Genomic DNA, 25565 nt, shown 5'->3' on the forward strand with positions numbered 1-25565 from the left:
CTGAACTTTTCCGCTTCGCCCAATCGGGGCTCCGGCGCATGTGCGAAAAGTGCTTCGGCCCGGTTGGAAAAGGGTTCAGCGCCTGGGCTTAACGCCAGAAATGGACGCCCCCAATGCGTCCATTCCACCGGAACACCGTTGAGCTGCCGGGTCCGGGTCCATTCCGCCAGGCCCCGCAGCTCACAATCTTGAGATTGCCCCAATCGGTGTACATACCCATGATCGTGGGTGCCGGCTGGATAAGCAATGAATTTCCGCCCAAGCCCGGTTCTTCCGGCACCATGGGTGTTATAACTGAGCTGCACGCTTTAGTGATTTATGTTCCCGGACCCCATACGCAGCAAGTCCTCAAGGCCATCGGTGACGCTGGAGCGGGCCGGATCGGGAACTACTCCCACTGCTCCTATGTTTCCCCTGGAACTGGCCGCTTCACTGCGCACGACGGCGCCGCCCCTTATCTCGGGCGGGTTGGAGCACCCGAGGAAGTGCCGGAGGACCGGATTGAGTGCATGGTTGAACGGCCCGCGCTTCCTGCGGTGATAGCTGCTTTGCGCGCCGCGCACCCTTACGAGGAACCGGCTTTTATGAGCTGGCAGGTTGAGGGCTGGAGGCAGCCGGGCGTCGATTCGAGTCAGGCCTGAAGTTCGGGTAAAGTAACTGGCGGCCCCTCATGTGGCGTCATCCTGTTGAACTCCCCCAGGACCGGAAGGTAGCAAGGGTAAATGGGCTCTGGCGGGTGCATGGGGGGTCTTTACTATTCCCCCACAGGGCGGCGTACTGTCAGCCCGGATTGGTAGGGTTTTCACTGTGACAGTTACTACCGCCCTCTACCGCAGATACCGTCCAGATTCGTTCGCTGACGTTATCGGGCAGGAACACGTCACCGAGCCGCTCATGACGGCTTTGCGTAAAAACCGGGTCAACCACGCGTACCTTTTTTCGGGTCCCAGGGGCTGTGGCAAAACCACGTCGGCACGCATTCTGGCCCGTTGCCTGAACTGCGCCCAAGGCCCCACGGACACCCCCTGCGGTACCTGCCCCAGTTGTATTGAGCTGGCCCGGGGCGGCTCCGGATCCCTTGATGTTATTGAAATTGACGCGGCGAGCCACGGCGGCGTGGATGACGCCCGGGACCTCCGCGAGCGGGCAACGTACGCCCCCGTCCGGGACCGCTACAAGATCTTCATTATTGACGAAGCCCACATGGTCACCTCGGCCGGCTTTAACGCTTTGCTGAAGATCGTCGAAGAACCGCCGGAACACATCAAATTCATTTTTGCCACCACGGAGCCGGACAAAGTCATTGGCACCATCCGCTCGCGCACGCACCATTACCCCTTCCGGCTGGTGCCGCCGGAGCCGCTTATGGCCTACCTGGAACTTCTCTGCAACCAGGAGAACGTTCCGGTCGCCCCCGGGGTGTTGTCACTCGTGATCCGTGCCGGCGGCGGCTCGGTCCGCGACTCCCTGTCAGTCCTGGACCAGCTGATGGCAGGCGCCGGCCCCAACGGCCTGGACTACGAACTTGCCGTCGCGCTGCTCGGCTACACTCACGCATCCCTGCTCGACGACGTCGTGGAGGCAGTCGCTGCCTCGGACTCCGCCACTGTCTTCCGTGCCGTGGACAGGGTTATCCAAACCGGCCATGACCCGCGCCGCTTTGTCGAGGACCTGCTGGAGCGCTTCCGCGACCTCATCATCGTCCAGGCCATGCCCGAAAGCGCCCAGACCATTCTTCGGGGCATGCCCGCGGACCAGATTGCGCGGCTGAAGAACCAGGCGCACAACCTGGGTGCGGCGGAGTTGTCCCGCGCTGCCGATGTCACCAACACGGCCCTGACCGAGATGACCGGCGCCACCTCCCCGCGGCTGCACCTGGAACTCCTCTGCGCCCGTATCCTGCTGCCCAGTTCAGAGCAGAACGAGCGCGGGATGGCAGCCCGGATAGACCGGGTAGAGCGCCGGCTTAACTATGCGGGGAACGACGTCGGCGCTCCCGTTGCCACAGCTCCGGCGCAGCAGTCTCCGTCCGCCGGGGACAATGTTCCCGCGCAAGCGGCGCCGGAACCGGCCATACCCGCCCAGGCAGTTGCCGAACCAGCAGCACCCGAACCCGCACGGCCCGCGGCATCCCAGTCCGCCGCTGCCCAGCCAGCCGGTCAGCGGCCCGCGGCATCCCAGTCCGCCGCTGCCCAGCCAGCCGGTCAGCGGCCCGCGGCAACTGCAACCGTCCCTGCACAACCGCCGGTACATGCAGCATCAGCCAGCCCGGCCGAGGCCGACGCCCGCGCCCCGTTGACCCCTCCCCGCGTCAGCACCAGCGACTGGCCGGTCGATCCCACAACGGAACCCCGTTCCGGCAGCACCGGTTCCCGCCCTGGCCCGGCAAGCCCCGCGGCCGCAGCTCCCGAAGAGGGCCCCGCAGCAAGCCCGGTGAGCGGGATGCCGGCACAGGGCTCGGGCCAAGCTTCGGCTCCGGCTGCCCAGCCCGCGCCTGCTGTCCGCCCCGAACCGGCCACTGCCACGCCAGCTCCGGCCGGGGCCCCTGCCGCCATGGGCGACGTCGAAGTGCTGCGCAGGGCGTGGCCCGATGTCCTGCAGACGCTGTCCAGGATCAAGCGCAGCACCTGGGCGCTCGTTGAACCCAACGCACATGTCAGTGCTTTCGACGGCCAGACTCTCACGCTTTCGTTCGCCACTTCCGGGCTCGCCGGCGCTTTTGGCCGGGCTGACCACTCAGAGAACCTTCGGCAGGCGATCCATAAAACCGTAGGCATCGACTGCCAAATCAACGCGGTGGCTGGCGGTAATGCCAACCGGACGAGCTCTGAACCAAACCCAAAAGCACCCGCCAGCCGGCAGGCCCCGGCAACTACAACTGATCCAGGCGCTTCAACTGCCGGGGCCACATCGGCTGACGTCGCCTGGGGGCTGGCACCTGCCCCTTCCCCGGCACCAAATGCACCTGAATCTTCCGCGTCCGCAGGTCCGGGCCAAGGCCATGCCCGTGTCCCGGCACAGACCGTTCAACCGGCGCAGGGGCGCGGTACACCCTCGCCTGCCGGGCCTCCCCCAGCGGCCCCTCGCCGACCTGGAGGAGGAACGGGGTCCACACTGTTCCGGCCCCCGGCCAACCCCGAGTCCGGCAGTAACACTTCACAGGCTGAGTCCATACCTGTTGGTGAACGCGGTGCTGCCGCAGAGTCCTCCCGGGAGGTACCTGCACCTGTTGCCGGCGGATCCCCCGCTCAACAGCCGGGACCGGGCGGCTCTTTCCAGGCTCAACCTCCGGCGGAATCTTCGGCCGTCCCTCCGGCCCAGGCTGACCCGTACAGCGGCTCCGCAGGCGACTACTCCTACTCTGACGACGATTGGGGTCCGCCCCGGGACGAGGACGCACCCCCGCTCGAGGAGGAACCTCCCATGGACTGGGTTCCTTCCGCCCGGGCCGGCGGCCAATCCCTTCCCGCGGCAACTGGCGGCACTTCCGCGGTGCCCAGCCCAGGTCAACAGCACACAAGGCCCGGCGCCACGGCGGGCACGCCAACGCCGCCTGCCGAGGCTCCGGCGATGGCTGCCCCGGGCGTGGATGCCTCGGATCCGTGGACGCGCGCCGTTGAACAAGCCCCGGGTGTTTGGGTGATTGGAGAAGCCAGCAACGTGGGCAGGAATGTGTCTGCCGTCCCGCCGGAAGATAAGGCAGTTGCTGCACCCTCAGCAACACGCTATGAGCCGGCTGCCGCCCAGGTTCCGCCTTCCATCCCTGTCAGCAGGGCGGGTTCTTCGGTGGATGCCGAATGGGGTTTGGTTCCGGCTGCTGCCCCGCCCGTAAGCCTGGGCACCAGGGCGACGGTCGCTGAACCGGCCGCCCCAAGCCCCGTACCAGCCAGCGCGGCGCCCCCAAGTACAGTTCCTTCGGACCCTGTTCCCGGAGGGTCGGCTCCGGTGCCGGTACGGGAGTACGCCATGGCTTCAGCCGCACCTGCAGCTGCCCCCGCCCGCACGGCTCCTGCGGTTCCTCCCGCCCCTGCTGTACCCGCCCGCACTGTTCCTGCAGCTTCTCCTGCTTCCGCCGATTCTCCTGCTCCAGCAGGCACCCGGCAGAGCCTTTACCAGCGCCTGTCCAACAGCCCGGAGGCGGAGGCAGGGCGGGCAAAGGCTCCTGCCCGGGCCGTTCCCGCAGCTGCCGCCTACGTACAGGACGTGCCCAGCGCCGACGATGAGACCATTGAGGAATCGGGGGTGTTCGGCCGTGCCGCCGTGGAACGTATCCTGGGCGGAAAGCTGATTGAAGAGCGGTCCCTCGACGGAAATCCCGTTTCGTCCCGCTACTGATCCAACAACTGTCTACCCCTAGCTAAAGAGGAATATCGTGTACGAAGGTGCTGTCCAAGAGCTGATTGACGAGCTTGGACGCCTTCCCGGCGTGGGCCCGAAATCCGCACAGCGGCTGGCGTTCCACATCCTCGAAGCGGACCCGCAGGACATGAAGCGGCTGGTGGAGGCCATCACCTCCGTCAAGGAACGGGTCAAGTTCTGCACCGTCTGCGGCAACGTCACCGAGCAGGAACAGTGCAACATCTGCCGCGATCCACGGCGCGATCCCGCTGTGATCTGCGTGGTGGAGGAATCCAAGGATGTACTTGCGGTGGAACGCACCCGTTCGTTCCGGGGCAGGTACCACGTGCTGGGCGGGGCCATCAATCCGATCGCCGGGATCGGGCCGGAACAGTTACGGATCCGGGAACTCCTGACGCGGTTGAACGACGGCGCTATCCAGGAAGTCATCATCGCCACGGACCCCAACCTGGAAGGGGAAGCAACAGCCACCTACCTGGCCCGGATGCTGAAGACGATCGGAATCACCGTGACCAGGCTCGCGTCCGGGCTGCCGGTGGGCGGGGACCTCGAGTACGCAGACGAGGTCACGCTGGGACGTGCCTTTGAGGGCCGCCGCAACGCCCTGACCTGAGGACTTGTACCACGTGGCTTCCGGAAGGGGTCGCGCCGCTGGTTAGGGACTGCGGCTGGACAGGCCCCCTCCCTCTTCCGGGTGACGGAGCACGAATCAGGCGATACGCGTACCCCTCGCCAGACGGTGTGCCGGAGTCCGGAGCGAACGCCAGCCGAGCCACATCAGCAGCGCTGCCAGCACGAGCTGCAGGCCAAGGCCCAATGGCCACAGCGGCGTGGCTTGAGCAAGGTATCGCGGCTTTACCTCCCCGTTCGCGCAGGGGTAGGTTCCTTCCGGGCCCGCCATGGCATACCTGGCGCCCTGGCTGACGTTCTCGATCGCGCCAACAGCCGTGAAACCCTGCTGGCCGGTTCGGTCAGGGTACGGGATAGCGTCAGCCACCACCACGTAAGGGTTCATGGCCAGCAGCCAGGCCACCCGCTCGGTGCGCATGGCACTCTGCTCCTGCAAGGGCCCTGAGCAGGTGTAATCAGGTTCCGCCGGCCCGTTGCGGAGGGGCTCGTACTGCCGGTACTGGGCCTGGTTCGCCATGATCGTTCCTTGGGTGAGGCCAGTGCCAAGCCCAAAGGCGATCAGTGTGCCGACGGCCAGCCCCGCCACTGCCAAATAAGTAACCACGATAGAGAACAGCGGCCGGCCGGCAAGAGCGGAAATGCCCACGCCGATTGCACAGACAACACCCACCTCAAGCGCCAGCATCAGCAGGGCCACCAGCACATGGCCTGCGGTCATCCCACCCAGCGCCACTCCGATCACCAGGAACGGGGTGCTTGCCACCAGGAAGGCCAGCGCTGCAGCCCATGCTGCAAAAAATTTGCCCCACAGAATTTGGCTTGGCCGCAGCAGCGTCACCTGGAGGATGGCCAGGGTGCCGCCTGCCCGGTCCCCATTCACCGCGTTGGCAGAAAGTGCCGGAGCAACAAGCAACGCAAACAGCAGGACAAAGGCGAGGACCACCTCGAAAATCATGGAGCCCGGCCCCGGTTCGGGTGCCGGGACCGAGCCCGGGAACTCCCTTTGGGCCGCCTGTGAGGCGTTCCAGCTGGCCCACGTCAGCCAGGTCACCAGCCCTGTGAGGACAAACCAGATGGCCAGCATGATGAACCAGCCGCGGGACCGCAACCGCTGCTTGAGCTCCAGGACCACGACGTCCCTGACCCCGGGCAGGTAACCGCCAATTCCCCTGCCGCTGACGGTGTGCTGCAGGTTTTCTGTCGCGTGGCTCATTGCCGCTCCCCTTCGAGGCTCATGTACGTCTCTTCCAGTGCCCCGGAAGCGGGGGCGAAGGAATTGACTCCGACGCCGGCGAGCACCAGGTCGCGCAGCAGCCGCTCGGCGTCGTTATCGCTTGCCAGCGTCAGGCTGAGGGCCGGCCGCCGCCCGTTTTCGTGGCGGAAGGCCACGCCCAGCGCGGTGAGCCTGGCTGCCAGCGCGGCTGTATCTGAGGCGCTGACTGCGTACCGGCGGCCGGCGGCCGCGGCTTCCTCGGTGGTTTGATGCCGGACGGTACGGCCCTTGTTGACGAACACCGCTGCGTCGGCGATTTCATCCAGTTCGCTGAGCACGTGGGACGAGACCACCACGGCTTTGCCCTCCGCCGCGAGTTGCCTCAACATGATCCTCAGTTCCACGCGGGAACCCGGGTCCAATCCCGATGCGGGCTCGTCGAGCAGGAGGACGGACGGGTCATGTATCAGGGCCCGCGCCAGGCTGAGCCGTTGCTGCTGCCCCCGGGACAGCACCCGGGCCGGCTGGTCCGCGAGGCCATCCAGCCGCACACTTCGAAGCATGTCGGAGACCCTCTGCGCTATGCCCTGTGCCGGGAGCCGGTAGAAGCGGGCCATTTGGGTGAGGATCTCCCGGGCGGTCAGCGACTCCCACACTCCCAGGGTGTCCGGCATCCAGCCGAGCCGGCTGCGCACTTCCGCCCGGTGCCGGCTCGGATCAAGCCCGCCCACGCTGATACTGCCCTCATCCGGTGCGAGCAGTGACGCCAGCATCAGCAGCAGCGTTGTTTTGCCTGCCCCGTTCGGTCCGATCAAGGCCGTCACCTTCCCGGCGGGTGCATGGAAATCCATGTGCTCGACGGCGCGCACCGCGCCGAAGCTGCGGCTCACGGCACGGGCCGTAATGCCGTCGTTGGGTTCCGGCCCGTCCGCATCAGGTAGTTCAGAAATCATGGCCATGTGTTGCACACCTGTCCCCCACAGTATTTTGTTGCATTGTGTCAGTCTGAGCGTACGCCCGAGGGGCTTCCGCGCAGGTCCTCCCGGGGGCTGAGATTCGGTCACAATTCAACGCCCGGCCGCGCGCGGCGATAAACTGAAACGAGAAGTCGCGCCAACAGCGGCGTTAGTTTCCAGCGTCTGGGCCAACAGCTTTGCGGCTGCCTGGCCGGACCCCAATTGATCCAGTGAAGGTATGCGCATGAGTACGCCCACTACCGAAGTGCACAACGCAACCCAGCCTCAGGAGCTGCCCGTCGGCGGTGCCGTAACCAAGCAGCTCATCGTGCAAAAGTTCGGCGGCTCTTCTGTCGCGGACGCCGACGGCATCAAGCGGGTCGCTAAACGCGTCGTGGACGCCCAGGTAGCGGGCAACGAAGTGGTTGTGGTGGTCTCGGCCATGGGTGACACCACCGATGAACTGCTGGACCTTGCGGGCCAGGTGACGGACTCAGCCCCCGCCCGCGAAATGGATATGTTGCTGTCAGCCGGCGAGCGCATCTCGATGGCGCTCCTGGCCATGGCCATCAATAAGCTCGGTGCCTCCGCCCAGTCCTTCACCGGTTCCCAGGCCGGGATGATCACTGACGGCATCCACGGCAAGGCCAGGATTATCGACGTCGATCCCCACCGCATCCGCACCGCCCTGGACAAGGGCAATATCGCCATCGTGGCGGGCTTTCAGGGCATGAGCCGGGCCACCAACGAGATCACCACCCTGGGCCGCGGCGGCTCGGACACTACCGCGGTAGCGCTGGCAGCAGCGCTTGAGGCGGACGTCTGCGAGATCTACACGGACGTGGACGGCATTTACACGGCGGATCCGCGCGTGGTCCCCTCAGCCCAGAAGATCGACACGATTTCCAGCGAGGAAATGCTCGAACTCGCAGCTTCGGGAGCCAAGATCCTGCACCTCCGCTGCGTGGAGTACGCCCGCAGGTTTGGCGTGCCGCTGCACGTCCGCTCGTCATTCAGCCAGCACGAAGGCACCTGGGTCATCCCCAGTGCCGAAGACAAGATCACCACACAAGAGGGAGTTGCCTTGGAGCAGCCAATCATCTCCGGCGTCGCACACGACCGTTCCGAAGCCAAGGTCACCGTTGTTGGTGTTCCGGACATCCCGGGCAAGGCGGCCGCGATCTTCCAGGTCATCGCCGATGCCCACTCGAACATTGACATGATCGTGCAGAACGTCTCCACCCACGGCACCGGCCGGACTGATATCTCCTTCACCCTGCCCATCGTGGAAGGAGCCGATGCCTTGGCGGCCCTGCATGCGGCCCAGGACCAGATCGGTTTCGAAACCATCGAGTACAACGAGCAGATTGGCAAGCTCTCCCTGATTGGCGCGGGCATGCGTTCACACCCGGGCGTCTCCGCAACCTTCTTCAAAGCGCTTTCGGACGCCGGGATCAATATCAACATGATCTCCACGTCGGAAATCCGCATCTCGGTTGTAACCCACGCCGATCTCCTGGACGAGGCCGTGCGGGTCATCCACCGGGCCTTTGAGCTGGACAGCGACAACGAAGCCACCGTGTACGGCGGGACCGGCCGCTAAACGGCGCCCAAAACATAAAAGTATGCACTGGCAGGGAACCTGTTTCCTGCCAGTGCATTTTTTATATCCAGGGAGTGCGCGCCATGATCCCGCTGGCGTCACGTCTCCTTTTCAAGGTCTTCCCGCCGAACGGCGTAGTGGTGGCCGGCCGAATCGGTTTCCACCACAAAATGCGTGAGCTCCTCCTCCGAGGCCTGCTCAAACTCGTCATGCTTGTGCACCACCGGCAAACTGGAGTCGAGGCGGGCGGCCGGTCCAAAGAAGAAGCGAAGCCGTTCGGTCGCGTTCATAAACCCGCTGAGTACATGTGCCACTGTTTTCCACCCCCTTTCCGCGTGCAGGGAAAGAAGAGCCAGTCCAAAAGGCCACTGCTCCTTACGGAGCCAGTGCCCTTATTTTACGCCCGGGTGCTGGAAAAGGCTCCGCAGCCCAGGTGTCAGCGGAGGGACTTGTCGTCCGGATTCCGCGGCACTACATAGGTGCTTCCATCCGGGCGTGTGACGGTTTCCCACTGCTGCGTTTCAGCTTCACGCTGGGCCAGGAGCCGGCGGTTTTCCTCCGTCATGTCATGAAGGAGCGATGAGCGGTTCGCAGGCCCGAAAATGGCGCGCAACTTGCCGGTGGCCCGCATAAACCGCTGCGACGCGTTGTCCTTGCCTGCTGAACTGGCCTTACCCATGAACCGGCTCCTTCCGCGAACCATGACTCCTAATTGGAGTGTACGCTAATGATTAGCGCACTAACAATTGGAGGCCCTGATGACCACCGCATCCAGCACTTCCACCTCCACCGGCAAAACGCCTGCCGGCAGGAAAAGCCCGGAGGACAATGACCTGCTGCTTGAACACCAGCTCTGCTTCGCCCTGACCGTTGCTTCCCGCAGCGTGGTGGGAGCGTACAAGCCGGTGCTTGAGAAACTGAACCTCACCCACCCGCAATACCTGGTGATGCTGTGCCTTTGGGAGTCCAGCCCGCGCACGGTGCGGAATATCAGCGAGGCCCTGGCGCAGGAGCCGGCGACCATTTCACCCTTGCTGCGGCGCCTTGAAGCAGCGGGCCTGATCTCCCGACGCCGTGTGGACGGCAACGAGCGCTCGCTCGCCGTCGGCCTCACTCCCGCAGGCGCTGCCCTCCGGCAGGAGGCACTCAACGTGCCCGGCACCATGATGGACCGTCTGGGACTGACCCGAAGCCAGGTCAGTGAGCTGCATGCCGCCATGACCGGCCTCATTGCAGCCACATCCCAGGCCCGGCAGGCTTAGCCGGGGGCCAGGACGGCGGCAGTAGGATTAAATCATGACGGACAGGCCACGAGGCGGGCCCAGTGTGAATTCTGGGGGATTGGCGCAGTTGATGCCATCGGCGGTTTTGCCGCTCCCGCTGCGGTCCGGGAGCCACGCATACATCCGCATCGCGGCCTTGCTGCTCGCCGCTGTACTGCTGCCCGGCTGCACCCCCAATGAGGGCGGGGGAACTCCTTCAGGCAGCACCTCCCCATCGCCGACCGCTTCCGCCTCCTCCCCTGCGCAGCAGGCTACACCGGCGCCTCCGGAAAGCCTCGACCCGGACGCCGAGTCTTCCGTACCGGCACCGGCGCCCGAGCCCGCTCCGCCGGCATCAGGCTCCGGCCAGGGCAACGCCGAACTGGCCATCGTCTACAAGTCTTCAGCCGGCGAACCGGAGGTCCACTACACACTCGTCTGCCTTGGGGGCGCGCCCGATGCTGAAAGCGAGCACCCCGCTGCGGATGCCGCCTGCGCAGCCCTTAAGGAAAACGCGGCCCTGTTGATTGCCGCGCCGCAACGGGCTGACCAGGCCTGCACTGAACAGTACGGCGGGCCGCAGGAAGCCACCGTCACCGGCGTCTTGGATGGAGTCCCTGTTGATGCTGCCTTTGCCCGCACCAACGGGTGCGAGATCAGCGCCTGGGATGCCGCGAAAGATGTACTTGGTGCAGCCGGTGGAGCAGCTTAGGGTCCTGGCGGCGGACGAGTGGCGGGCCCGCGAGGAAGCCCACCAGCAGCGCGTCAGCCGCTATGCGGATCCCTATCTTGCCCGCCGCTCCGCGGGGCAAAAGCATCCGGTGGAGGACTTCCTTTTTACCTACTACACGCAAAAACCCGGCCAGCTCCGCCGCTGGCACCCCGGCGCCGGCGTCGTTCTGGCGGGCCCGAAAGCGGCAGCGCGACGCGGGTGGAAGCACTACCGGATGCTCGACGACGGTGAGCTTGCCTTCCTCAGGTTGCCGCCAGGTTCCACCGCGGTGACCATGGACCGGGACACCTTTGTCACAGACCGCAGGGACGCCGTCGCCTTCGCCGGCATCATCCTGCGTGGAACGGCTGCCCGCCCTGCCCAGTTCGGCTGCTTCGGGCTCCATGAATGGGCGATGGTCTACCACCAGGACCGGTTCGACCTGCGCCACGAGTACCTGCAGCTGCGCCTCGGCTCAGCAGGCACGGACAAGGTGGTGGAGGACAACCGCATCCGATGCAGCCACTTCGACGCGTTCCGTTTCTACACCCCGGATGCCGTTCCGCTGAACGAACTGGCGCCCAGCCGGGAAACCCAGCGGCACCTTGAACAGCCCGGTTGCCTTCACGCCAATATGGACCTGTACAAATGGGCGTACAAGCTCCTTCCCGCCCTGCCCAGCGAACTGGTGATGGACTGCTTTGACCTGTCCTGGCGGATCAGGGCTATGGACATGCAGGCCTCCCCCTATGACCTCACCGAGTGGGGCTACCCTGCCATTCCCATCGAAACCTCCCAGGGCAAGGCCGCCTACGTCGAACACCAGCGGTCCTTCGCGGCCGAGGCGGCCGTATTACGGGAAAAGCTGGCCCAGGAACTGGCCGCCTTGTCCGGAGGTGGACCGGAATGATCGATTTGACCATTACGCTGCGGGAGAGCCCCGAGGCCGGCGGGCACGAGTTCCGCTTGGTGGCCGAGGCCGGGCACCCCTTGGCCGGAAGCACTCTGCCGGACCCCGCCGCTGCCTTGGCCGCAGTGGAACGGTACGGCGAGGACATTTTCTTCCCGAAGCCCGGGCCCCCCAAGCTGTGCACGCAGCAGTACGGCGGGCCGCAGGTCGCAGTGGTGACAGGAACATTTCACGGACGCGCTGTGGAGGCGGTCTTCACCAGGACCGACGGCTGCGAAATCACCCGCTGGAAGACAATGGCCCCTCTGCTCGGTAACACGGCGGGAGCCGCCGGCGCCGTCTAGCGCCTCGTCCCGCAGCCAGCAAGGACTGCAACAACAGGATCCCCGGACGGTTCAACCGCCCGGGGATCCTGTTCCATAATTGTCGGCTGCTAGCCGGCGGGAACTGCGTCCGCGAGAGCCACCCGCGGCGCCCCGGCAGGAGCGGCGGAGGCGGCGCCCACCTGGACGTTCACCCAGGTGCGGATGCCGTTTTCGCCCAGGCTGAGGCGCGACAGGTAAGCCCCTTCGGACAAGCCCGTCCAGGACAGTGTGGCCGCCGTGGCAGTACCGTTGGGAGCCACGATCGGGTTCGGTTCAACCGTGAGGTTACCCGCGTCCCCGGCAAACGTGACCGCCTGCACGGAGGCGCTGGCCGCCCCGTTGTCCGGTGTGGAGTAGAGGTTGGCCACGATGTAGTAAATGCCGGCCCGCGGCGATTCGAGGTCCAGGAACTCGCTGGCCGAAGCCGTCGCCACCTGTGTTGCCGTCCAACCGCCAGCGGCATTGGGCGCGTAAACCACCATGTCCCAGTCCACGTCATCCGATTGCGCCTGGACGCCCAGTCTGGCGAATGAGGCGCCTGCGGGAACGGTCACCTGGAGCAGGGCATTGTGCGCATCATTTGCCGGTGCGTACTCCCCCGGGGTCTTGGTGATGGCCGTCTGGCTCAGGGGCGCCAAACCTTCAATTCCTACCTTGATGGGGTTATCCGAACCGGACACCAGTTCTATGGTGCCGCTGCCATCACCCGTGGCCGAGCTGAAGGAGAACGACGGGGCGATTTGTGCGTCGACCGGCCGGATGGCGATGGGAGAGCTGACCGTGCGCGGGCCCTTCCAGGTCAGGGTACCGGTGCTGAATTTGCCGACCGGAGCGCTGACGTTCCTGATGGTAAGTGTGACCTCGCGTGTCTGGCCTGCCTTGGCGAAGTTCAACGACTTCGGCTCCACCTGGACGCTGAACCCGGGCGTATTGACCTCCGGACGGTACATCCCGGGTACCAGTGCGGTGAGCTGGCGCTTGACCTGGACTTCGCCCACCAGGCTGCCGAGCGCGATGGACGGCAGGTTCAGGTCGCGTGCTGCAATGGTGCCGGCCTGCGGTGCTCCGGTGTCCACGCCCTGACCGTTGAGGAAGCCGAGCCAGTCCTTGACGCCTGAGTTGTAGACCAGGCCCGGATCCAGGGCACGGGTTGAGTCGATGTGGCCTGCGCCGCCCTGGAACGGATCGGTGTTGGCCGAACCGTCAGCGTTCACCAGCGGGTAGGCGGTGGTCATCATGGCTGACTTGACCATGGCAGGGCTCCACCTGGGCTGCTTGCTGAGCACCAGCGCACCGAAGCCGGCGATGTGCGGCGCGGCCATGGAAGTGCCGGACATGAACCCGAACTGGTCACCGTTGTTGCCGATGGTGGAAACACCGGCAAGGACGTTGACGCCTGGCGCAGCGATGTCGGGCTTCAGCAGGTCACCGCCGGAAGCAAGGGTTGGCCCGCGGGACGAGAAGCCGGCGATCTGCGGCGCCGGGGCAGGCGGTTCACCGGTGAGATCACCCTTGACAAGGCTGACGGTCAGCGCAGGATTGGCTTCCAGCTTGGACTTCAGTTCCAGGCTCTTGGGAGCGTTGACGTGGACCGTGGGGATCACGTGGTTGTCCGCGTCTTCGGAGCTGCTGGTGACGTTCACGAGGATCATCCCGACGCCGCCCTTAGCCTGTACTTCCTGGCTCTTGGCCGTCCTGTCCACAACGCCGCGGTCGCAGACCACTACTTTTCCGGCCACTTTGGCTGCGTCGAGCGAACCGGGGCCGCAGAGGTTCGGGTTGGCGGCACCGGCTGCTGCCGCAGCAGCGGCAACGACGACGGGTTTGTCTGCTACCTCAGACTTCATGATCGACGCTCCGCGGTACACCGAGCCGTCGGAGACCTTCACCGTGCCAAGCAGGTCGCTCGGGAAGGTGGAGGCGGCAACCGTGGTGAGCCAGGGTGACGCATGGTTGACCGTGGAGGCTGCAGGGCCGGAGTTGCCGGCGGAAGCGGAAACAAAAACACCTGCAGCCGCAGCGTTGAGGAAGGCCAGCGCCACGGGATCGGTGGTGCTGTTGTTGTTACCCGATATCGAGTAGTTCAGGACATCCACACCGTCTTTGATGGCGGCTTCCACGGCCTCAACTGAAGCGGAGGAGTAGCAGCCGCCGGTATTGGGGTTGGTGTCCTCCCAGCAGACCTTGTAAACGGAGACCTTTGCGGCGGGGGCAACACCGGAGCTCCTGCCGAATGCGCTGCCGTCGATTACCTGCTCCACGTTCGCGTTGCCGGCTGCGGTGGTGGCGGTGTGGGTGCCGTGGCTCCCGACGTCGACCGGCGAGATCAGCTCTTCCGGCGCGCGGTTCTCCGGCGCCACATACTGAAGGAAGGAATCGGCAAAGTACCTGGCGCCAATCACCTTTGAGTTGCACAGGGAGCCGTCGAATGAGGCCCCCGTCCCCTGCCCCTTCTGGCATTCGCCTTTGAAAGTGGTGCCGTCTGCCTTAAGCATGGCGATCCGGCCGTCGGCGGTGCGGTACGGCACGCCAACCTGCGCGGGACCGCTCAGGGGCTGGACGGGATCCCCTTGGAGGAACGGGTTGTCCGGGGCGTAACCGGAGTCGATGACCCCTACCACCACGCCCTTGCCGGCGTTGGCTTCCCCGCCGAATTGCTTGGCCCAGAAACCGTCGGGGCCGGTCAGCCTGAGGAAGTCCGTGGTGGTGTAGTCAGGGGCATTTTCCGTGTCCGGCGCGACCGCCAGGACACGCTTATCCCGGGACAGCTCCATAGCCTGGGCAGCTGTCAGTTCGGCACTGAAGCCGTTCAGGGCAGCGGTGAACTGCTTTCCGGGAGTGATGCCCTGGCTGGCAGCGACCTCCCGCTGCTGCTTGCGCAGATGGGCGTCATAGGCCTTGTAGTTGGGGCTTTCGGCATCCAGCTTCCTGCCGTCCTGCGGCCTGGTTGCGCCCAGCCCGGGGGTTTCGCCGTCGTAACCCGCAGCCGCCGCACCAGCAAGGACAACGATGTAGCGACCGTCCCTGAACTCCGCGGGATCGGCCTTTTTGGCAGTGATTGCCAGATCCTGTCCGGCCGGCGCCGCGGTGGCGGGGCTTATGGCCATCGAGGTCAGGAGAACGGGCAGGCCCACGGCAAGCGCCGCGGCCTTCCGGAATCCCCCGGCCCGCATGGGGCTCTTTCCAGTTGATATCACTCGCAACCCTTTCACGATGTACCGCCCCGGCCGGATGGGGGGCAGAAACTACGGCCTGGCATGCGAAATTACAGGTTTTGTCATTTCGTTCGACCAGACGATTCATAGAGTACAGACTGATAGCTGAATATGACATAGAACACATGCATGAATTTATCGCCAGTCAAACGGCTTGCCCACAGAGGGGGACGGCATGGAAAAGGGCACCCCGCAGGGCGCCCTTTCATGCGTGGACGGAAGGCGCTGCTGCGCTGCTACCGGGGCGTGCGCACCACGTCGCTGATCCACTGCCGGGTCTTTTCATCCAGCGGTCCCGCAACCCGGTTTTCCCGGGCAAGCCGATCGGCCTTGATCTTTTGGAGAACCATGCGCCCCAGCCCGGCAAATACTGCAGCGGCAACCACGGGCAACAGGACGGATTTCGGTTTCTCAGCCATTCCGTAATCCTAGTGACACCGTAGGGTCAACTCCAGATCTCCGCTGCAAACCGGCGCCGGCCACCCCTTCTGCGGGAGCTCCAGGGCAGGTCGCGGCCCTAAATCCCCCGAATACAGGTTGGCCCCTTCCGGCCGGTAGAATGGACTGGCAAGCTCGCGGAGCGCCCGTCCACAAGGTTGAACACGTGTGTCCTCAACACTTCGGTACGGCGTGAGACGGCACCACTCCGCTGCGCCCTTACCCAAGCTCACGCACAGGAGTTACCGGATGCCCCGGATCGTTGTTGACGTCATGCCCAAGCCCGAGATTCTGGACCCGCAGGGGAAGGCTATCGTCGGCGCCCTCCCCCGGCTGGGTTTCACCAGCTTCAGCTCTGTCCGCCAGGGCAAGCGTTTTGAACTGACGGTCGACGGCGAGGTGACCGAGGACATCCTGGCCCAGGCGCGCGATGCCGCTGAAACCCTGCTGTCCAACCCTGTGATCGAGGATGTCGTCAACGTCGAGGTCGTTGAGGCCTGACATGACTGAACTTCCCCTGATCGGCGGGGCACCCGCCGTTGACGCCTCCGGTGCCCGTCGGCTCGCTGGCGCCCGGATCGGCGTCGTCACCTTCCCCGGGACACTTGATGACCGCGACGCCGCCCGTGCCGTCCGGCTCGCCGGCGGCACCGCCGTTGGGCTCTGGCACGCCGACACCGAACTCGGTGACGTGGACGCCGTCGTGATTCCCGGCGGGTTCTCCTATGGTGACTACCTCCGTGCCGGCGCCATTGCACGTTTCGCGCCCCTGATGTCCAAAATCATCGACGCCGCCAACAGCGATGCCAAGCTTCCCGTGCTCGGCATCTGCAACGGCTTCCAGATCCTCACCGAATCGCACCTGCTGCCGGGTTCAATGATCAAGAACGACCACCTGAAGTTCATGTGCCGCGACCAGGTCCTGCGCGTGGAAAACAGCAACACCGCCTGGACCCTGGACTACCAGGCGGGCCAGGAGATCACTGTGCCGCTGAAGAACCAGGACGGCCAGTACCTCGCGGACGACAAAACCCTGGACGCGCTGGAGGCAGAGGGCCGCGTGGTGTTCCGCTACGTCGGCTTCAACCCGAACGGTTCCCGCCGCGACATCGCCGGCATCTCCAACACAGCCGGCAACGTGGTGGGCCTCATGCCGCACCCCGAGCACGCCGTGGAGGCAGGGTTCGGCCCAGAATCGCTGGACGGCGTGGGCGGGTCCGACACCGACGGCCTGGGTTTCTTCACCTCCGTACTGACCAAGATTGTGGGAGGCGACAAGTGAGCATCGACACCACCAAAAAGTTCAACATCGACACCGTCGAGAACGCCGCGAAAACTCCGGACACTGAGCTGCCCTGGGCCGAATTGGGCCTCAAGCAGAACGAGTTTGACGAGATCGTCAAGGTCCTGGGCCGGCGCCCCACCGGCGCCGAGCTGGCCATGTACTCCGTCATGTGGAGCGAGCACTGCTCCTACAAATCCTCCAAAAACCACCTGCGCCAGTTCGGCGAGAAGGTGACCCCGGAGATGAAGAAGGACATGCTGGTGGGCATCGGCGAAAACGCCGGCGTGACCAACCTTGGGGACGGCTGGGCCGTGACCTTCAAGATCGAATCGCACAACTCGCCGTCGTTCGTTGAGCCCTACCAGGGCGCCGCGACCGGCATCGGCGGCATCGTCCGCGACATTATTTCCATGGGCGCCCGCCCGGTTGCCGTTATGGATCCCCTCCGTTTCGGTGCCATCGACCACCCGGACACGGCACGCGTGATGCACGGCGCAGTGGCCGGCATCGGCGGCTACGGCAACTCCCTCGGCCTGCCGAACATCGGTGGCGAAATGGTGTTCGACTCGGTATACCAGGGCAACCCGCTGGTCAACGCCCTCGCAGTGGGCGTCATGCGCCACGAGGACATCCGCCTGGCCAACGCCTCCGGCAAGGGCAACAAAGTGGTCCTGTTCGGCGCCCGCACCGGCGGTGACGGCATCGGCGGCGCCTCCGTGCTGGCCTCCGAATCCTTTGACGACACCAAGCCCTCCAAGCGTCCGGCCGTGCAGGTGGGTGACCCCTTCGCTGAGAAGGTCCTGATCGAGTGCTGCCTGGAGCTGTTCAAGGGCTCCCTCGTGGAAGGCATCCAGGACCTCGGCGCCGCCGGCATCTCCTGCGCTACTTCCGAGCTGGCCTCAAATGGCGACGGCGGCATGGCAGTTGAGCTGACCTCCGTGCTGCTGCGCGACCCCACGCTGACTCCGGGCGAAATCCTGATGTCCGAGTCGCAGGAGCGCATGATGGCCGTGGTCACTCCAGAGAACGTGGAAGCGTTCGAAGCGGTCATGGACAAGTGGGCTGTGGAGTACGCCTGGCTGGGCGAGGTGACGGACAGCGGCCGCCTCATCATCACCTGGGAAGGCGAGGTGATTGTCGACGTCGATCCCCGCACCGTGGCACACGACGGACCGGTTTACGACCGCCCGTTCGCCCGTCCCGAGTGGCAGGACGCCGTGCAGGCTGACGCCTTCACCGGTTCCGTACAGGACGCCGGCAGGCCGTCCGCCCCGGCCGAACTGGCCAAGGCCGTCACCGAGCTGGTGGCATCGCCCAACATGTGCTCGAAGTCCTGGATCACCAACCAGTACGACCGCTACGTTGGCGGCAACACCTCCATGGCGTTCCCTGACGACGCCGGTGTGGTCCGGGTAGACGAGGAAACCGGTTTGGGCGTGGCCCTGGCCACTGACGCCAACGGCCGCTACACCTACCTCGATCCCTACCATGGTGCACAGCTGGCGCTGGCGGAGGCCTACCGGAACGTCGCAACCTCCGGCGCGGTCCCGATGGCCGTCAGCGACTGCCTGAACTTCGGCTCGCCCGAGGACCCGGACGTCATGTGGCAGCTCGCCGAAGCCATCCGCGGCCTGTCTGACGCCTGCATAGTGCTGGGCATCCCGGTCACCGGCGGCAACGTCTCCCTGTACAACCAGACCGGCACCACGCCGATCCACCCCTCCCCCGTGGTGGCAGTCCTGGGCAAGCTCGACGACGTCGCCCGCCGCACGCCGTCAGGGTGGCGGGAAGACGGCCAGGCCATTTACCTGCTGGGCACCACCGCTGCGGAGCTGGACGGCTCCGAATGGGCGAACATGCGCGGCCACCTGGGCGGCCTGCCTCCCAAGGTAGACCTCGACGCCGAACGCGCGCTGGGCGAAATCCTGATCAACGCCTCGCGCGACGGCATGATCGACTCCGCCCACGATCTCTCCGAGGGCGGCCTCGCCGCAGCCCTGGTGGAGTCCTCGCTGCGCTACGGCGTTGGCGCCCGGATCGCCCTCCAGGACGTTCTGGACCGCGACGGCGTGGACCTGTTCACGGCGCTCTTCTCCGAGTCCCAGGGCCGCGCTGTTGTGGGCGTCCCACGGTCGGAGGAAGTCCGCTTCACCGACATGTGCACCGCCCGCGGCTTCGCGCACACCCGCATCGGCGTGGTGGACGCAGCCAGCGGCACCCTGGAGATCAACGGCGTGGCCGGCCTGTCGCTGGACGCCCTCCGCGAAGCCCACGAGGCCACGCTGCCGAAGCACTTCGGCTAGTACCCACGCCACCGCCGGACACCGCGGTGGTTACGGAAACCAGATGTTCCCCCGTGCGGGAATGGACCTCCGTAACCACCGCGGTTTCCGCTTTAATCGTCCTATGGGCAAGGCGGGAAAGTTCCTCAGCGTCCTTCTGTTGCCGATCCTTGTCCTGGTTGCCGCAGCACCAACACCACGGTCAGGACCCCAAGCCGCGTATCCGCACAGCATGGCTGCCCTCGGGGACTCCATCACGCAGGCCCACAACGCATGCTGTACCCACGGCGACCTACCCGCACTGTCCTGGTCCACCGGCGGCGGCCAGGGTGACGGGATCACCAGCCACTACGAACGGCTGCTCCAACTGACCCCCGGCATCCAGGGAAATACGTTCAACAACGCCGTCAGCGGGGCGAAGGTTTCCGACCTGCCCCGGCAGGCGGCGGCCGCCGTGGCACAGCAGGTCGAGTATGTAACGATCCTGATGGGCGCCAACGACTTGTGCGCGTCATCAGTGGACAACATGACGCCGATCGAAGACTTCAGGACACGCGTCGCCGAGGCGCTGACCATCTTGGACCAGGCGCGGCCGCGCCCGCAGGTGGCAGTCAGCAGCATTCCCAACATCTACCAGTTGTGGAGTGTCCTGCATGGCGAACCGGCCGCAGCGTCTGCCTGGTCCGCAGGACGGACATGCCAGTCGATGCTGGCGGATTCCAACACGGAGGAGATGCGCAGCCAGGTAGTGGAACGGGAACTCGCGTTCAACGCCGTCCTCGCTGAGGTTTGCGGGCACTACACGAACTGCCGGAGCGACGGCGGCGAGGTCTACAACTACAACTTCAGCGCCGCCGACATCAGCGTGCGGGACTACTTCCACCCGAGCCTCCGGGGGCAGGCCATACTGGCGGAGATCACGTGGAACGCAGCCTGGGAACGGCGGTGATCAGTCCTCGCTGTGGTGTTCCCGCTGCCTTGCGCTGAGCAGTTCAATTTCGGGCCGCCCCGCAACAAGGCGTTCGACGGCGTCAAGCACCTCCACGAGGTGCGCCCGGTCCGCTGCCACCAGGCCTGCCCCCACCTGGGAGCGCCGGTACTGGTCGTGAAACCCCACCTCGGCGACGGAGACGTCGTATCGGCGCTTGATTTCAGCGAGCAGGGGCCTGATGACGGAGCGCTTCTCCTTCAGGCTTTGGACGTCACCCAGGAGGATGTCGAATTCGATCCAGCCGATCCACATGGCTTCAGCCTAGCGAAATACGCCCGGACGGCTAGATGGTGAGCTCACCCATCCGGTCCCAGCCTTCGCCGTCGAGCTGCCGGCTGATAATGCGCGGAGTCTCGGCGAGGGCTTGGGGCATATCAGCCATGGCCTGCTTGAAGTGGACGCTGTTGACATGGGCTCCTGCGGCGTCGTCCTTGAAGGCCTCCACCAGGACGTACTCGTTCGGGTCCGCCAGGCTGCGGGACCAGTCAAACCATAGATTGCCGGGCTCCTGCCGGGTTGCCTCGGTGAAGCCGGCCACCAGGGCGGGCCAGCGCTCCGACCATTCGGGCTTGACCTTGAACTTAACGACGATAAAAATCACGGGGACATTCCTTCCGCAGCGAGTTGGCGTGCCCCTTCAATGTACCGGGAAGTAACGTGCCGCTGCGCTGCACGGGTGACCGGGGCGCCCGCCGCGTAAAACCAACTGCCGGGTTTGCTGAAGGCCCGGATTCGAAGCAGAACTCCGGCATCTGCGTTGATCTCCACTTCAAACGATTCTTCACCCCGGGCAGGATGGCCACGCAGGGCGCCGTATCCGAATCCTGCCGATTGCGGAATGCCCGCCGGCAGGGGTTCCCGGACCCACACCACCTCGCACGGCGCTTTCAACCGGAAGGGTCCCACACCGAAGCCGCTCACCACCCGCGCTCCAGGCACCACACGCGGCGAATCCGTGCGGACGCGCAGGCCGGCCCGCCGCTGCAGCTCCCACGACAGGATGCCGGCGGCGACCCGCCGGTACACATTCAGGCCGCTGCCGAGGGGAACCTCCTTCAGTACTATGGCGTAGCCTTCCGGCGCCGCGCCGTGCTCTGTTCCCCCGACGCAGGGGTAGTCGAGGCCGCCGCGGTTCACACCGCCGGCTGCCGTGCGCCTGGATCTCAAGGGCTGCCGCCTCCGGCACCTGCAAGCCGCGCCCACCCCAGCTGCTCCTGCTGTTTCCTGCTGAGCCCTGCCACCACCAGGTCGTAGGAGTCCTCCACCATGTCCCTGACCATGGCGTCCGGCAGCCGGCCATCCAGGCGGACGCCGTTCCAGTGCACCTTGTTCATGTGCCACGCCCCGGTGATTTCAGGATGCGCTGCGCGGAGTTGGACAGCCAAAGCCGGGTCACACTTGAGGTTCACGTAAAGGTCGTCTGCGTCGAGCGACGACAAGGCAAAAAGCTTGGCCCCACGGCGGGCGCCGCCGGCAACGTCTGCCCGGACCTTGAACACGGCGGTCTCCGGCCCGAAGGGGTAATCCTCGTATGCGCCCGGGAACGAGAGGCAGATCTTTCTCAGTGCAGCGGGGTCCATGCAGGAAGCCTATAAAGCCGGCTCCTCCGGTGCTAGTCTGCGAGGATGTCACACGATGAGGCTGCCATTCCTGTTCTGGACCTAGGCACGGCTCGGCAGACGGACGGCTCCTTCAACCCGGACTTCATCGAGCAGCTGCGGCACGCGACGCACAGCGTAGGCTTCTTCCAGATCACCGGGTACGGCGCGGCGCCCGGCCAGCCCGAACACCTCCTGGACGTGATCCGGCGGTTCTTTTCACTGCCGCTGGAGGAGAGGATGAGGCTGGACAACCGGCTCTCACCCCATTTCCGCGGTTACACCCGCATGGGCACCGAGGTAACCCAGGGTCGGGCGGACGCCCGCGAGCAGATCGACTACTCCCCGGAGCGCGAACCGGTTCCGTACTACCCGCCGGACAAACCCTACTGGCTGCTTCAAGGCCCGAACCTCTGGCCCGGTGACTCTTTTCCGGAGCTCGAGCCGGCGGCCATGGAATGGGCTGAACTGATGTCCGCGGTGGGAATGGAGCTGCTCCGGGCCATCGCCGTGTCCCTGCACCTGCCGGAGGACTATTTTGACGAGCCATTCCGGGGTTCTCCCGCCTGGATGGGCAAGCTGGTCCACTACGTAGGCGGAGTAGTGGAAGCCGCGGGTAACCAGGGCGTGGGTTCACACGCGGACTACGGCTTCGTCACCCTCCTGCTGCAGGACAGTGTGGGCGGGCTTGAGGTGCTGCCGCCCGGGGCCACTGAGTGGGCGCAGGTGGAGCCTATTCCGGGAGCACTGGTGGTGAACCTGGGCGAGATGCTGGAGGTAGCCACGGAAGGCTACCTGGTGGCCACCATCCACCGGGTACAGGCACCGCCTCCTGGCGTCGACAGGTATTCCGTCCCGTTTTTCTGGTCCCCCCGGCTGGATGCGGTGATCGGAACCGTTCCCCTGCCGCCCGAGCTGAAGGCTGAAGCGAGGGGCATCTCCGACGACCCCGCCAACCCGCTCCTGGCGTCGTTCGGGATGAACATGCTCAAAGGCAGGATGCGCGCCCACCCCGACGTCACCGGGCGGCACTACCCGGAGCTTCTGAAGGGCTGAAGCGCCGGCCCGTCAAAGGTTGTATTTCCAGGCCTGCTGGGCGGGACAGGTGTCCATCACTACGTCGAGACCGGCAGCTCTGGCACGCTCGGCAGCATCCTCGTCGATGACCCCGAGTTGCAGCCACACCGCCTTCGCACCCACGGCAATCGCCTGGTCCACCACCTCCCCCACCTTCTGGGAGTTCACAAAGCAGTCCACGACGTCGATGGGGCGCTTTTCAGCCGGAATGTCAGCCAGGCTGCGGTAGCCTTCTTCCCCGTGCACAGGCTCCCCCGGCAGGTTGACCGGGATGATCTCCATACCCAGGCGGTCCCGGATGAACAGCGACGTATCGTAGGCAGCACGCCATTCATTAGTGGTGAGGCCGACGATGGCCCACCGTCCTTTGGTCCGCATCAGGCGTTCGACGACGGCCGGATCATTTTTGTGCGCCATGCGCCTAGCCTACGTGGCCGGGAAGACATGCGGTGCCAGCGGGCCGTGCCGTGGCGGCTACCGCTACCTAGGGGTAATCGCTGCAGGGTAAGCAAGGGTTACGCCCTGCAGGAACAACTTCAAAAACTATTCGGGATTTACCTTCAACGGGCGATTGCCGTGGTCCAGCGGGGCTTGCTCCCCTGCCGGTGGAGTCCCTTTGCCAGCACGAAGGTGTGCCCGGCACGTACGCGCCGGTCTTCGCAGCCAGCCTTGGCCGCTGCCGCAGCAACAGGGGCGCCCTCCACCAGCTCATGAGCCGCAGCGGGTGCCGCACCCGGTGCCGGACGCGCGACAAATCCGGCAGGGCAAAGGTCCGTGACCAACCCTGTGCCGGCGCACTCCCGGACTGCGGCAATTCCGGCAGCGAGGGCCGCCTTGTCCTGGAAGGGGCCGGAGACTGCCATCACTTCGCCATCCGGCGCCAGCAGCCGGAACCTGAAGTACGACTCCGGATCAAGAAAAGCTTCGAACTTTCCAGCCATCACGAATCCTTCCGTTTTGTGTGTCCTGCCCTGCCTGCAGGTCTGGAGGGCGGCGTCGTCGGCGCCCCGCCGGTCCGGGCGCATGGCCGGCCCTTTGCCGGCGGCTCTGGCCAAAAATGGGTGAACAGGTCACCGGCTGTACCAAAGAGTCTCACCGCTGCGCCTGCGGCCTGGCTAGACCGGCCGCGTAAACCTTGTGTAAATTGCCGGGGCGGCCAAACGACGGCGGCGGGCCACCTTCATAAGGTGGCCCGCCGCAAGTACGTGCTGAAGTGTTAGTCGTTGATCAGATCGTTGACCACAATGGTCTGGTCCCGGTCCGGACCAACACCGATGGCGGAGAACCGGGTGCCGGACAACTTCTCCAAGGCCAGCACGTAGTTGCGTGCGTTTTCCGGCAGGTCCGCGAGGGTGCGTGCACCGGTGATGTCCTCGGTCCAGCCCTCGAAGTATTCGAAGATCGGCACGGCGTGGTGGAACTCCGTCTGCGTCATGGGCATCTCATCGTGGCGCACGCCATCCACGTCGTAGGCCACGCACACCGGGATCTGCTCAATGCCGGTGAGTACGTCCAGCTTGGTGACGAAGTAGTCCGTGAAGCCGTTGACGCGGGAGGCATGGCGGGCCAGGACGGCGTCGTACCAGCCGCAGCGGCGCGGCCGTCCGGTGTTGACACCGAATTCACCGCCGGTCTTCTGCAGGTACAAGCCCATGTCGTCGAACAGCTCGGTGGGGAACGGGCCGGCACCAACGCGGGTGGTGTACGCCTTGATGATGCCGATGGAGCGGGAAATGCGGGTAGGGCCAATGCCCGAACCCACGGAGGCGCCGCCGGCGGTGGGGTTCGATGAGGTAACGAACGGGTAGGTGCCGTGGTCCACGTCCAGGAACGTTGCCTGGCCGCCTTCCATCAGGACCACCTTGCCCTCGTCAAGGGCGGTGTTCAGGACCAGGGTGCTGTCGATGACCAGGGGCCGGAGCCGTTCGGCGAAGGACAGGAAGTACTCAACGATCTCGTCCACCAGCACGCCGCGGCGGTTGTAGACCTTGACCAGGAGTTCGTTCTTCTGCCGCAGCGAACCTTCCACCTTCTGGCGCAGGATCGACTCGTCGAAAACGTCCTGGACCCGGATACCCAGGCGGGCCACCTTGTCCATATAGGCAGGCCCTATGCCGCGCCCCGTGGTTCCGATGGCACGGCTTCCCAGGAAGCGTTCCGTCACCTTGTCCAGCACCTGGTGGTACGGGGCGACGAGGTGCGCGTTGGCAGAGACGCGAAGCCTGGAGGTGTCGGCGCCGCGGGCCTGGAGGCCTTCGATCTCCTGGAAGAGTGCCTCGAGGTTGACCACGCAGCCATTGCCGATGATGGGTACTGCGTTGGGGCTAAGGATGCCTGCCGGAAGCAGCTTGAGCTCGTATTTTTCACCGCCCACGACGACGGTGTGCCCGGCGTTGTTGCCGCCGTTGGGTTTGACAACGTAGTCAACACGGCCGCCCAGCAGGTCGGTCGCCTTGCCTTTTCCTTCGTCGCCCCATTGGGCTCCTACGATCACAATTGCTGGCATGGGATCCTCCCCCATTCGTTCGGGCTGCCCCTGCCCGGCCAAAGGTGGCGGGCCTGGTGCAGCGCCGTTCATGAGAACGCCCCGAATGGACCGGCCTTCGCTGGTCTGCGCGGCAGCACAGCGACGCAAGAGTTCCGGGGCTCTTACCACCCAAGTTTAGCCG

The 25565-nt window shown here is 65.3% G+C and carries 26 protein-coding genes and 1 other RNA gene; 14 read left to right on the plus strand and 13 right to left on the minus strand.

Annotation, left to right across the window (positions count from 1 at the left end; genetic code table 11):
• Positions 1–290: 290 nt before the first annotated feature.
• From AC5RVN_RS11490 to recR, 4 genes are all read left to right on the plus strand, one after another.
• The gene (locus AC5RVN_RS11490) at positions 291–641 is read left to right on the plus strand and encodes a hypothetical protein (protein WP_494138118.1); all 351 of its coding nucleotides are present in this window, start codon (positions 291–293) and stop codon (positions 639–641) included.
• 18 nt (positions 642–659) lie between these two features.
• An RNA gene (gene ffs, locus AC5RVN_RS11495) (signal recognition particle sRNA small type) lies at positions 660–756 on the plus strand.
• Positions 757–807: 51 nt separating this feature from the next.
• Positions 808–4335, plus strand: coding sequence for a DNA polymerase III subunit gamma and tau (locus AC5RVN_RS11500; RefSeq protein ID WP_494138014.1), 3528 nt, complete (start codon positions 808–810; stop codon positions 4333–4335).
• Between the two features lie 37 nt (positions 4336–4372).
• Complete coding sequence (recR, locus tag AC5RVN_RS11505) at positions 4373–4972, plus strand: recombination mediator RecR (RefSeq protein WP_256249526.1); 600 nt, start codon at positions 4373–4375, stop codon at positions 4970–4972.
• A 96-nt stretch (positions 4973–5068) separates the two neighbouring features.
• Here the strand turns inward: recR and AC5RVN_RS11510 are convergent, their stop codons facing one another.
• A complete protein-coding gene (locus AC5RVN_RS11510) occupies positions 5069–6202 on the minus strand; it encodes an ABC transporter permease (protein WP_494138015.1) in 1134 nt (377 codons plus the stop codon).
• Positions 6199–7161, minus strand: coding sequence for an ABC transporter ATP-binding protein (locus AC5RVN_RS11515; RefSeq protein WP_494138016.1), 963 nt, complete (start codon positions 7159–7161; stop codon positions 6199–6201). The genes AC5RVN_RS11510 and AC5RVN_RS11515 overlap by 4 nt, the downstream gene beginning before the upstream one ends.
• Positions 7162–7402: 241 nt before the next feature.
• Between AC5RVN_RS11515 and AC5RVN_RS11520 the strand changes: the two genes are divergently transcribed.
• The gene (locus tag AC5RVN_RS11520; RefSeq protein WP_494138017.1) at positions 7403–8761 is read left to right on the plus strand and encodes an aspartate kinase; all 1359 of its coding nucleotides are present in this window, start codon (positions 7403–7405) and stop codon (positions 8759–8761) included.
• A 98-nt stretch (positions 8762–8859) separates the two neighbouring features.
• Here the strand turns inward: AC5RVN_RS11520 and AC5RVN_RS11525 are convergent, their stop codons facing one another.
• The gene (locus AC5RVN_RS11525; protein WP_494040648.1) at positions 8860–9075 is read right to left on the minus strand and encodes a hypothetical protein; all 216 of its coding nucleotides are present in this window, start codon (positions 9073–9075) and stop codon (positions 8860–8862) included.
• A gap of 122 nt (positions 9076–9197) precedes the next feature.
• Entirely contained in the window at positions 9198–9440 is a 243-nt protein-coding gene (locus tag AC5RVN_RS11530) for a hypothetical protein (protein WP_494040647.1), read from the minus strand.
• A gap of 79 nt (positions 9441–9519) precedes the next feature.
• Between AC5RVN_RS11530 and AC5RVN_RS11535 the strand changes: the two genes are divergently transcribed.
• The 4 genes from AC5RVN_RS11535 (at position 9520) to AC5RVN_RS11550 (ending at position 11989) form a co-directional block, all read left to right on the plus strand.
• A complete protein-coding gene (locus AC5RVN_RS11535) occupies positions 9520–10023 on the plus strand; it encodes a MarR family winged helix-turn-helix transcriptional regulator (RefSeq protein WP_494138018.1) in 504 nt (167 codons plus the stop codon).
• A gap of 91 nt (positions 10024–10114) precedes the next feature.
• The gene (locus AC5RVN_RS11540; protein ID WP_494138019.1) at positions 10115–10735 is read left to right on the plus strand and encodes an SSI family serine proteinase inhibitor; all 621 of its coding nucleotides are present in this window, start codon (positions 10115–10117) and stop codon (positions 10733–10735) included.
• A complete protein-coding gene (locus tag AC5RVN_RS11545) occupies positions 10704–11645 on the plus strand; it encodes a 3-methyladenine DNA glycosylase (protein WP_494138020.1) in 942 nt (313 codons plus the stop codon). Before AC5RVN_RS11540 ends, AC5RVN_RS11545 begins: the two co-directional genes overlap by 32 nt.
• A complete protein-coding gene (locus tag AC5RVN_RS11550) occupies positions 11642–11989 on the plus strand; it encodes a serine protease inhibitor (protein WP_494138021.1) in 348 nt (115 codons plus the stop codon). The genes AC5RVN_RS11545 and AC5RVN_RS11550 overlap by 4 nt, the downstream gene beginning before the upstream one ends.
• Positions 11990–12078: 89 nt before the next feature.
• On the opposite strand, the gene AC5RVN_RS11555 is transcribed toward AC5RVN_RS11550, so the two are convergent.
• Together AC5RVN_RS11555 and AC5RVN_RS11560 are read right to left on the minus strand one after the other, a co-directional pair.
• On the minus strand, positions 12079–15183 hold the full coding sequence (locus AC5RVN_RS11555; RefSeq protein WP_494138119.1) for a S8 family serine peptidase: 3105 nt from the start codon (positions 15181–15183) through the stop codon (positions 12079–12081).
• Between the two features lie 278 nt (positions 15184–15461).
• Positions 15462–15644, minus strand: coding sequence for a hypothetical protein (locus AC5RVN_RS11560; RefSeq protein ID WP_494040642.1), 183 nt, complete (start codon positions 15642–15644; stop codon positions 15462–15464).
• A gap of 268 nt (positions 15645–15912) precedes the next feature.
• Here AC5RVN_RS11560 and purS point away from each other — a divergent pair, with 268 nt between their 5' ends.
• The 4 genes from purS (at position 15913) to AC5RVN_RS11580 (ending at position 20179) form a co-directional block, all read left to right on the plus strand.
• The gene (purS, locus tag AC5RVN_RS11565) at positions 15913–16164 is read left to right on the plus strand and encodes a phosphoribosylformylglycinamidine synthase subunit PurS (protein WP_003798434.1); all 252 of its coding nucleotides are present in this window, start codon (positions 15913–15915) and stop codon (positions 16162–16164) included.
• 1 nt (position 16165) lies between these two features.
• On the plus strand, positions 16166–16945 hold the full coding sequence (purQ, locus tag AC5RVN_RS11570) for a phosphoribosylformylglycinamidine synthase subunit PurQ (protein WP_494040641.1): 780 nt from the start codon (positions 16166–16168) through the stop codon (positions 16943–16945).
• A complete protein-coding gene (gene purL, locus AC5RVN_RS11575; protein WP_494138022.1) occupies positions 16942–19251 on the plus strand; it encodes a phosphoribosylformylglycinamidine synthase subunit PurL in 2310 nt (769 codons plus the stop codon). The genes purQ and purL overlap by 4 nt, the downstream gene beginning before the upstream one ends.
• A 103-nt stretch (positions 19252–19354) precedes the next feature.
• Positions 19355–20179 carry an SGNH/GDSL hydrolase family protein gene (locus AC5RVN_RS11580; RefSeq protein ID WP_494138023.1) on the plus strand — a complete coding sequence of 275 codons (825 nt, stop codon included), beginning with the start codon at positions 19355–19357 and terminating at the stop codon, positions 20177–20179.
• On the opposite strand, the gene AC5RVN_RS11585 is transcribed toward AC5RVN_RS11580, so the two are convergent.
• The 4 genes from AC5RVN_RS11585 to AC5RVN_RS11600 are packed head-to-tail and all read right to left on the minus strand — an operon-like array spanning position 20180 to position 21801.
• A complete protein-coding gene (locus tag AC5RVN_RS11585) occupies positions 20180–20473 on the minus strand; it encodes a DUF503 domain-containing protein (protein ID WP_494040638.1) in 294 nt (97 codons plus the stop codon). It abuts the gene before it with no gap.
• 31 nt (positions 20474–20504) lie between these two features.
• The gene (locus AC5RVN_RS11590) at positions 20505–20822 is read right to left on the minus strand and encodes a putative quinol monooxygenase (RefSeq protein ID WP_494138024.1); all 318 of its coding nucleotides are present in this window, start codon (positions 20820–20822) and stop codon (positions 20505–20507) included.
• A complete protein-coding gene (locus AC5RVN_RS11595) occupies positions 20819–21388 on the minus strand; it encodes a DUF1990 domain-containing protein (protein WP_494138025.1) in 570 nt (189 codons plus the stop codon). The genes AC5RVN_RS11590 and AC5RVN_RS11595 overlap by 4 nt, the downstream gene beginning before the upstream one ends.
• Positions 21385–21801 (minus strand): MmcQ/YjbR family DNA-binding protein, encoded by a 417-nt coding sequence (locus AC5RVN_RS11600; RefSeq protein WP_494040635.1) that lies wholly within the window; start codon positions 21799–21801, stop codon positions 21385–21387. Before AC5RVN_RS11600 ends, AC5RVN_RS11595 begins: the two co-directional genes overlap by 4 nt.
• Positions 21802–21846: 45 nt before the next feature.
• Between AC5RVN_RS11600 and AC5RVN_RS11605 the strand changes: the two genes are divergently transcribed.
• Positions 21847–22875, plus strand: coding sequence for an isopenicillin N synthase family dioxygenase (locus AC5RVN_RS11605; RefSeq protein ID WP_494138026.1), 1029 nt, complete (start codon positions 21847–21849; stop codon positions 22873–22875).
• 12 nt (positions 22876–22887) lie between these two features.
• Here the strand turns inward: AC5RVN_RS11605 and AC5RVN_RS11610 are convergent, their stop codons facing one another.
• The 3 genes from AC5RVN_RS11610 to AC5RVN_RS11620 form a co-directional block, all read right to left on the minus strand.
• Positions 22888–23313 carry a CoA-binding protein gene (locus AC5RVN_RS11610; protein ID WP_494040633.1) on the minus strand — a complete coding sequence of 142 codons (426 nt, stop codon included), beginning with the start codon at positions 23311–23313 and terminating at the stop codon, positions 22888–22890.
• 143 nt (positions 23314–23456) lie between these two features.
• A complete protein-coding gene (locus AC5RVN_RS11615) occupies positions 23457–23837 on the minus strand; it encodes a YegP family protein (RefSeq protein ID WP_494105983.1) in 381 nt (126 codons plus the stop codon).
• 275 nt (positions 23838–24112) lie between these two features.
• On the minus strand, positions 24113–25402 hold the full coding sequence (locus AC5RVN_RS11620) for an adenylosuccinate synthase (RefSeq protein ID WP_494138027.1): 1290 nt from the start codon (positions 25400–25402) through the stop codon (positions 24113–24115).
• Positions 25403–25565: the final 163 nt, after the last annotated feature.

Source organism: Arthrobacter sp. sptzw32, from assembly GCF_059089735.1.

Excerpts from the sequence above, each read along its gene's own strand:
- AC5RVN_RS11510 (WP_494138015.1), bottom strand. The coding sequence starts at position 6,202 with ATGAGCCACGCGACAGAAAACCTGCAGCACACCGTCAGCGGCAGGGGA.
- AC5RVN_RS11515 (WP_494138016.1), bottom strand. The coding sequence starts at position 7,161 with ATGGCCATGATTTCTGAACTACCTGATGCGGACGGGCCGGAACCCAAC.
- AC5RVN_RS11520 (WP_494138017.1), top strand. The coding sequence starts at position 7,403 with ATGAGTACGCCCACTACCGAAGTGCACAACGCAACCCAGCCTCAGGAG.
- AC5RVN_RS11530 (WP_494040647.1), bottom strand. The coding sequence starts at position 9,440 with ATGGGTAAGGCCAGTTCAGCAGGCAAGGACAACGCGTCGCAGCGGTTT.
- AC5RVN_RS11535 (WP_494138018.1), top strand. The coding sequence starts at position 9,520 with ATGACCACCGCATCCAGCACTTCCACCTCCACCGGCAAAACGCCTGCC.
- AC5RVN_RS11540 (WP_494138019.1), top strand. The coding sequence starts at position 10,115 with ATGCCATCGGCGGTTTTGCCGCTCCCGCTGCGGTCCGGGAGCCACGCA.
- AC5RVN_RS11545 (WP_494138020.1), top strand. The coding sequence starts at position 10,704 with ATGTACTTGGTGCAGCCGGTGGAGCAGCTTAGGGTCCTGGCGGCGGAC.
- AC5RVN_RS11550 (WP_494138021.1), top strand. The coding sequence starts at position 11,642 with ATGATCGATTTGACCATTACGCTGCGGGAGAGCCCCGAGGCCGGCGGG.
- AC5RVN_RS11555 (WP_494138119.1), bottom strand. The coding sequence starts at position 15,183 with ATGCGGGCCGGGGGATTCCGGAAGGCCGCGGCGCTTGCCGTGGGCCTG.
- AC5RVN_RS11560 (WP_494040642.1), bottom strand. The coding sequence starts at position 15,644 with ATGGCTGAGAAACCGAAATCCGTCCTGTTGCCCGTGGTTGCCGCTGCA.
- purS (WP_003798434.1), top strand. The coding sequence starts at position 15,913 with ATGCCCCGGATCGTTGTTGACGTCATGCCCAAGCCCGAGATTCTGGAC.
- purQ (WP_494040641.1), top strand. The coding sequence starts at position 16,166 with ATGACTGAACTTCCCCTGATCGGCGGGGCACCCGCCGTTGACGCCTCC.
- AC5RVN_RS11580 (WP_494138023.1), top strand. The coding sequence starts at position 19,355 with ATGGGCAAGGCGGGAAAGTTCCTCAGCGTCCTTCTGTTGCCGATCCTT.
- AC5RVN_RS11585 (WP_494040638.1), bottom strand. The coding sequence starts at position 20,473 with ATGTGGATCGGCTGGATCGAATTCGACATCCTCCTGGGTGACGTCCAA.
- AC5RVN_RS11600 (WP_494040635.1), bottom strand. The coding sequence starts at position 21,801 with ATGGACCCCGCTGCACTGAGAAAGATCTGCCTCTCGTTCCCGGGCGCA.
- AC5RVN_RS11605 (WP_494138026.1), top strand. The coding sequence starts at position 21,847 with ATGTCACACGATGAGGCTGCCATTCCTGTTCTGGACCTAGGCACGGCT.
- AC5RVN_RS11610 (WP_494040633.1), bottom strand. The coding sequence starts at position 23,313 with ATGGCGCACAAAAATGATCCGGCCGTCGTCGAACGCCTGATGCGGACC.
- AC5RVN_RS11615 (WP_494105983.1), bottom strand. The coding sequence starts at position 23,837 with ATGGCTGGAAAGTTCGAAGCTTTTCTTGATCCGGAGTCGTACTTCAGG.
- AC5RVN_RS11620 (WP_494138027.1), bottom strand. The coding sequence starts at position 25,402 with ATGCCAGCAATTGTGATCGTAGGAGCCCAATGGGGCGACGAAGGAAAA.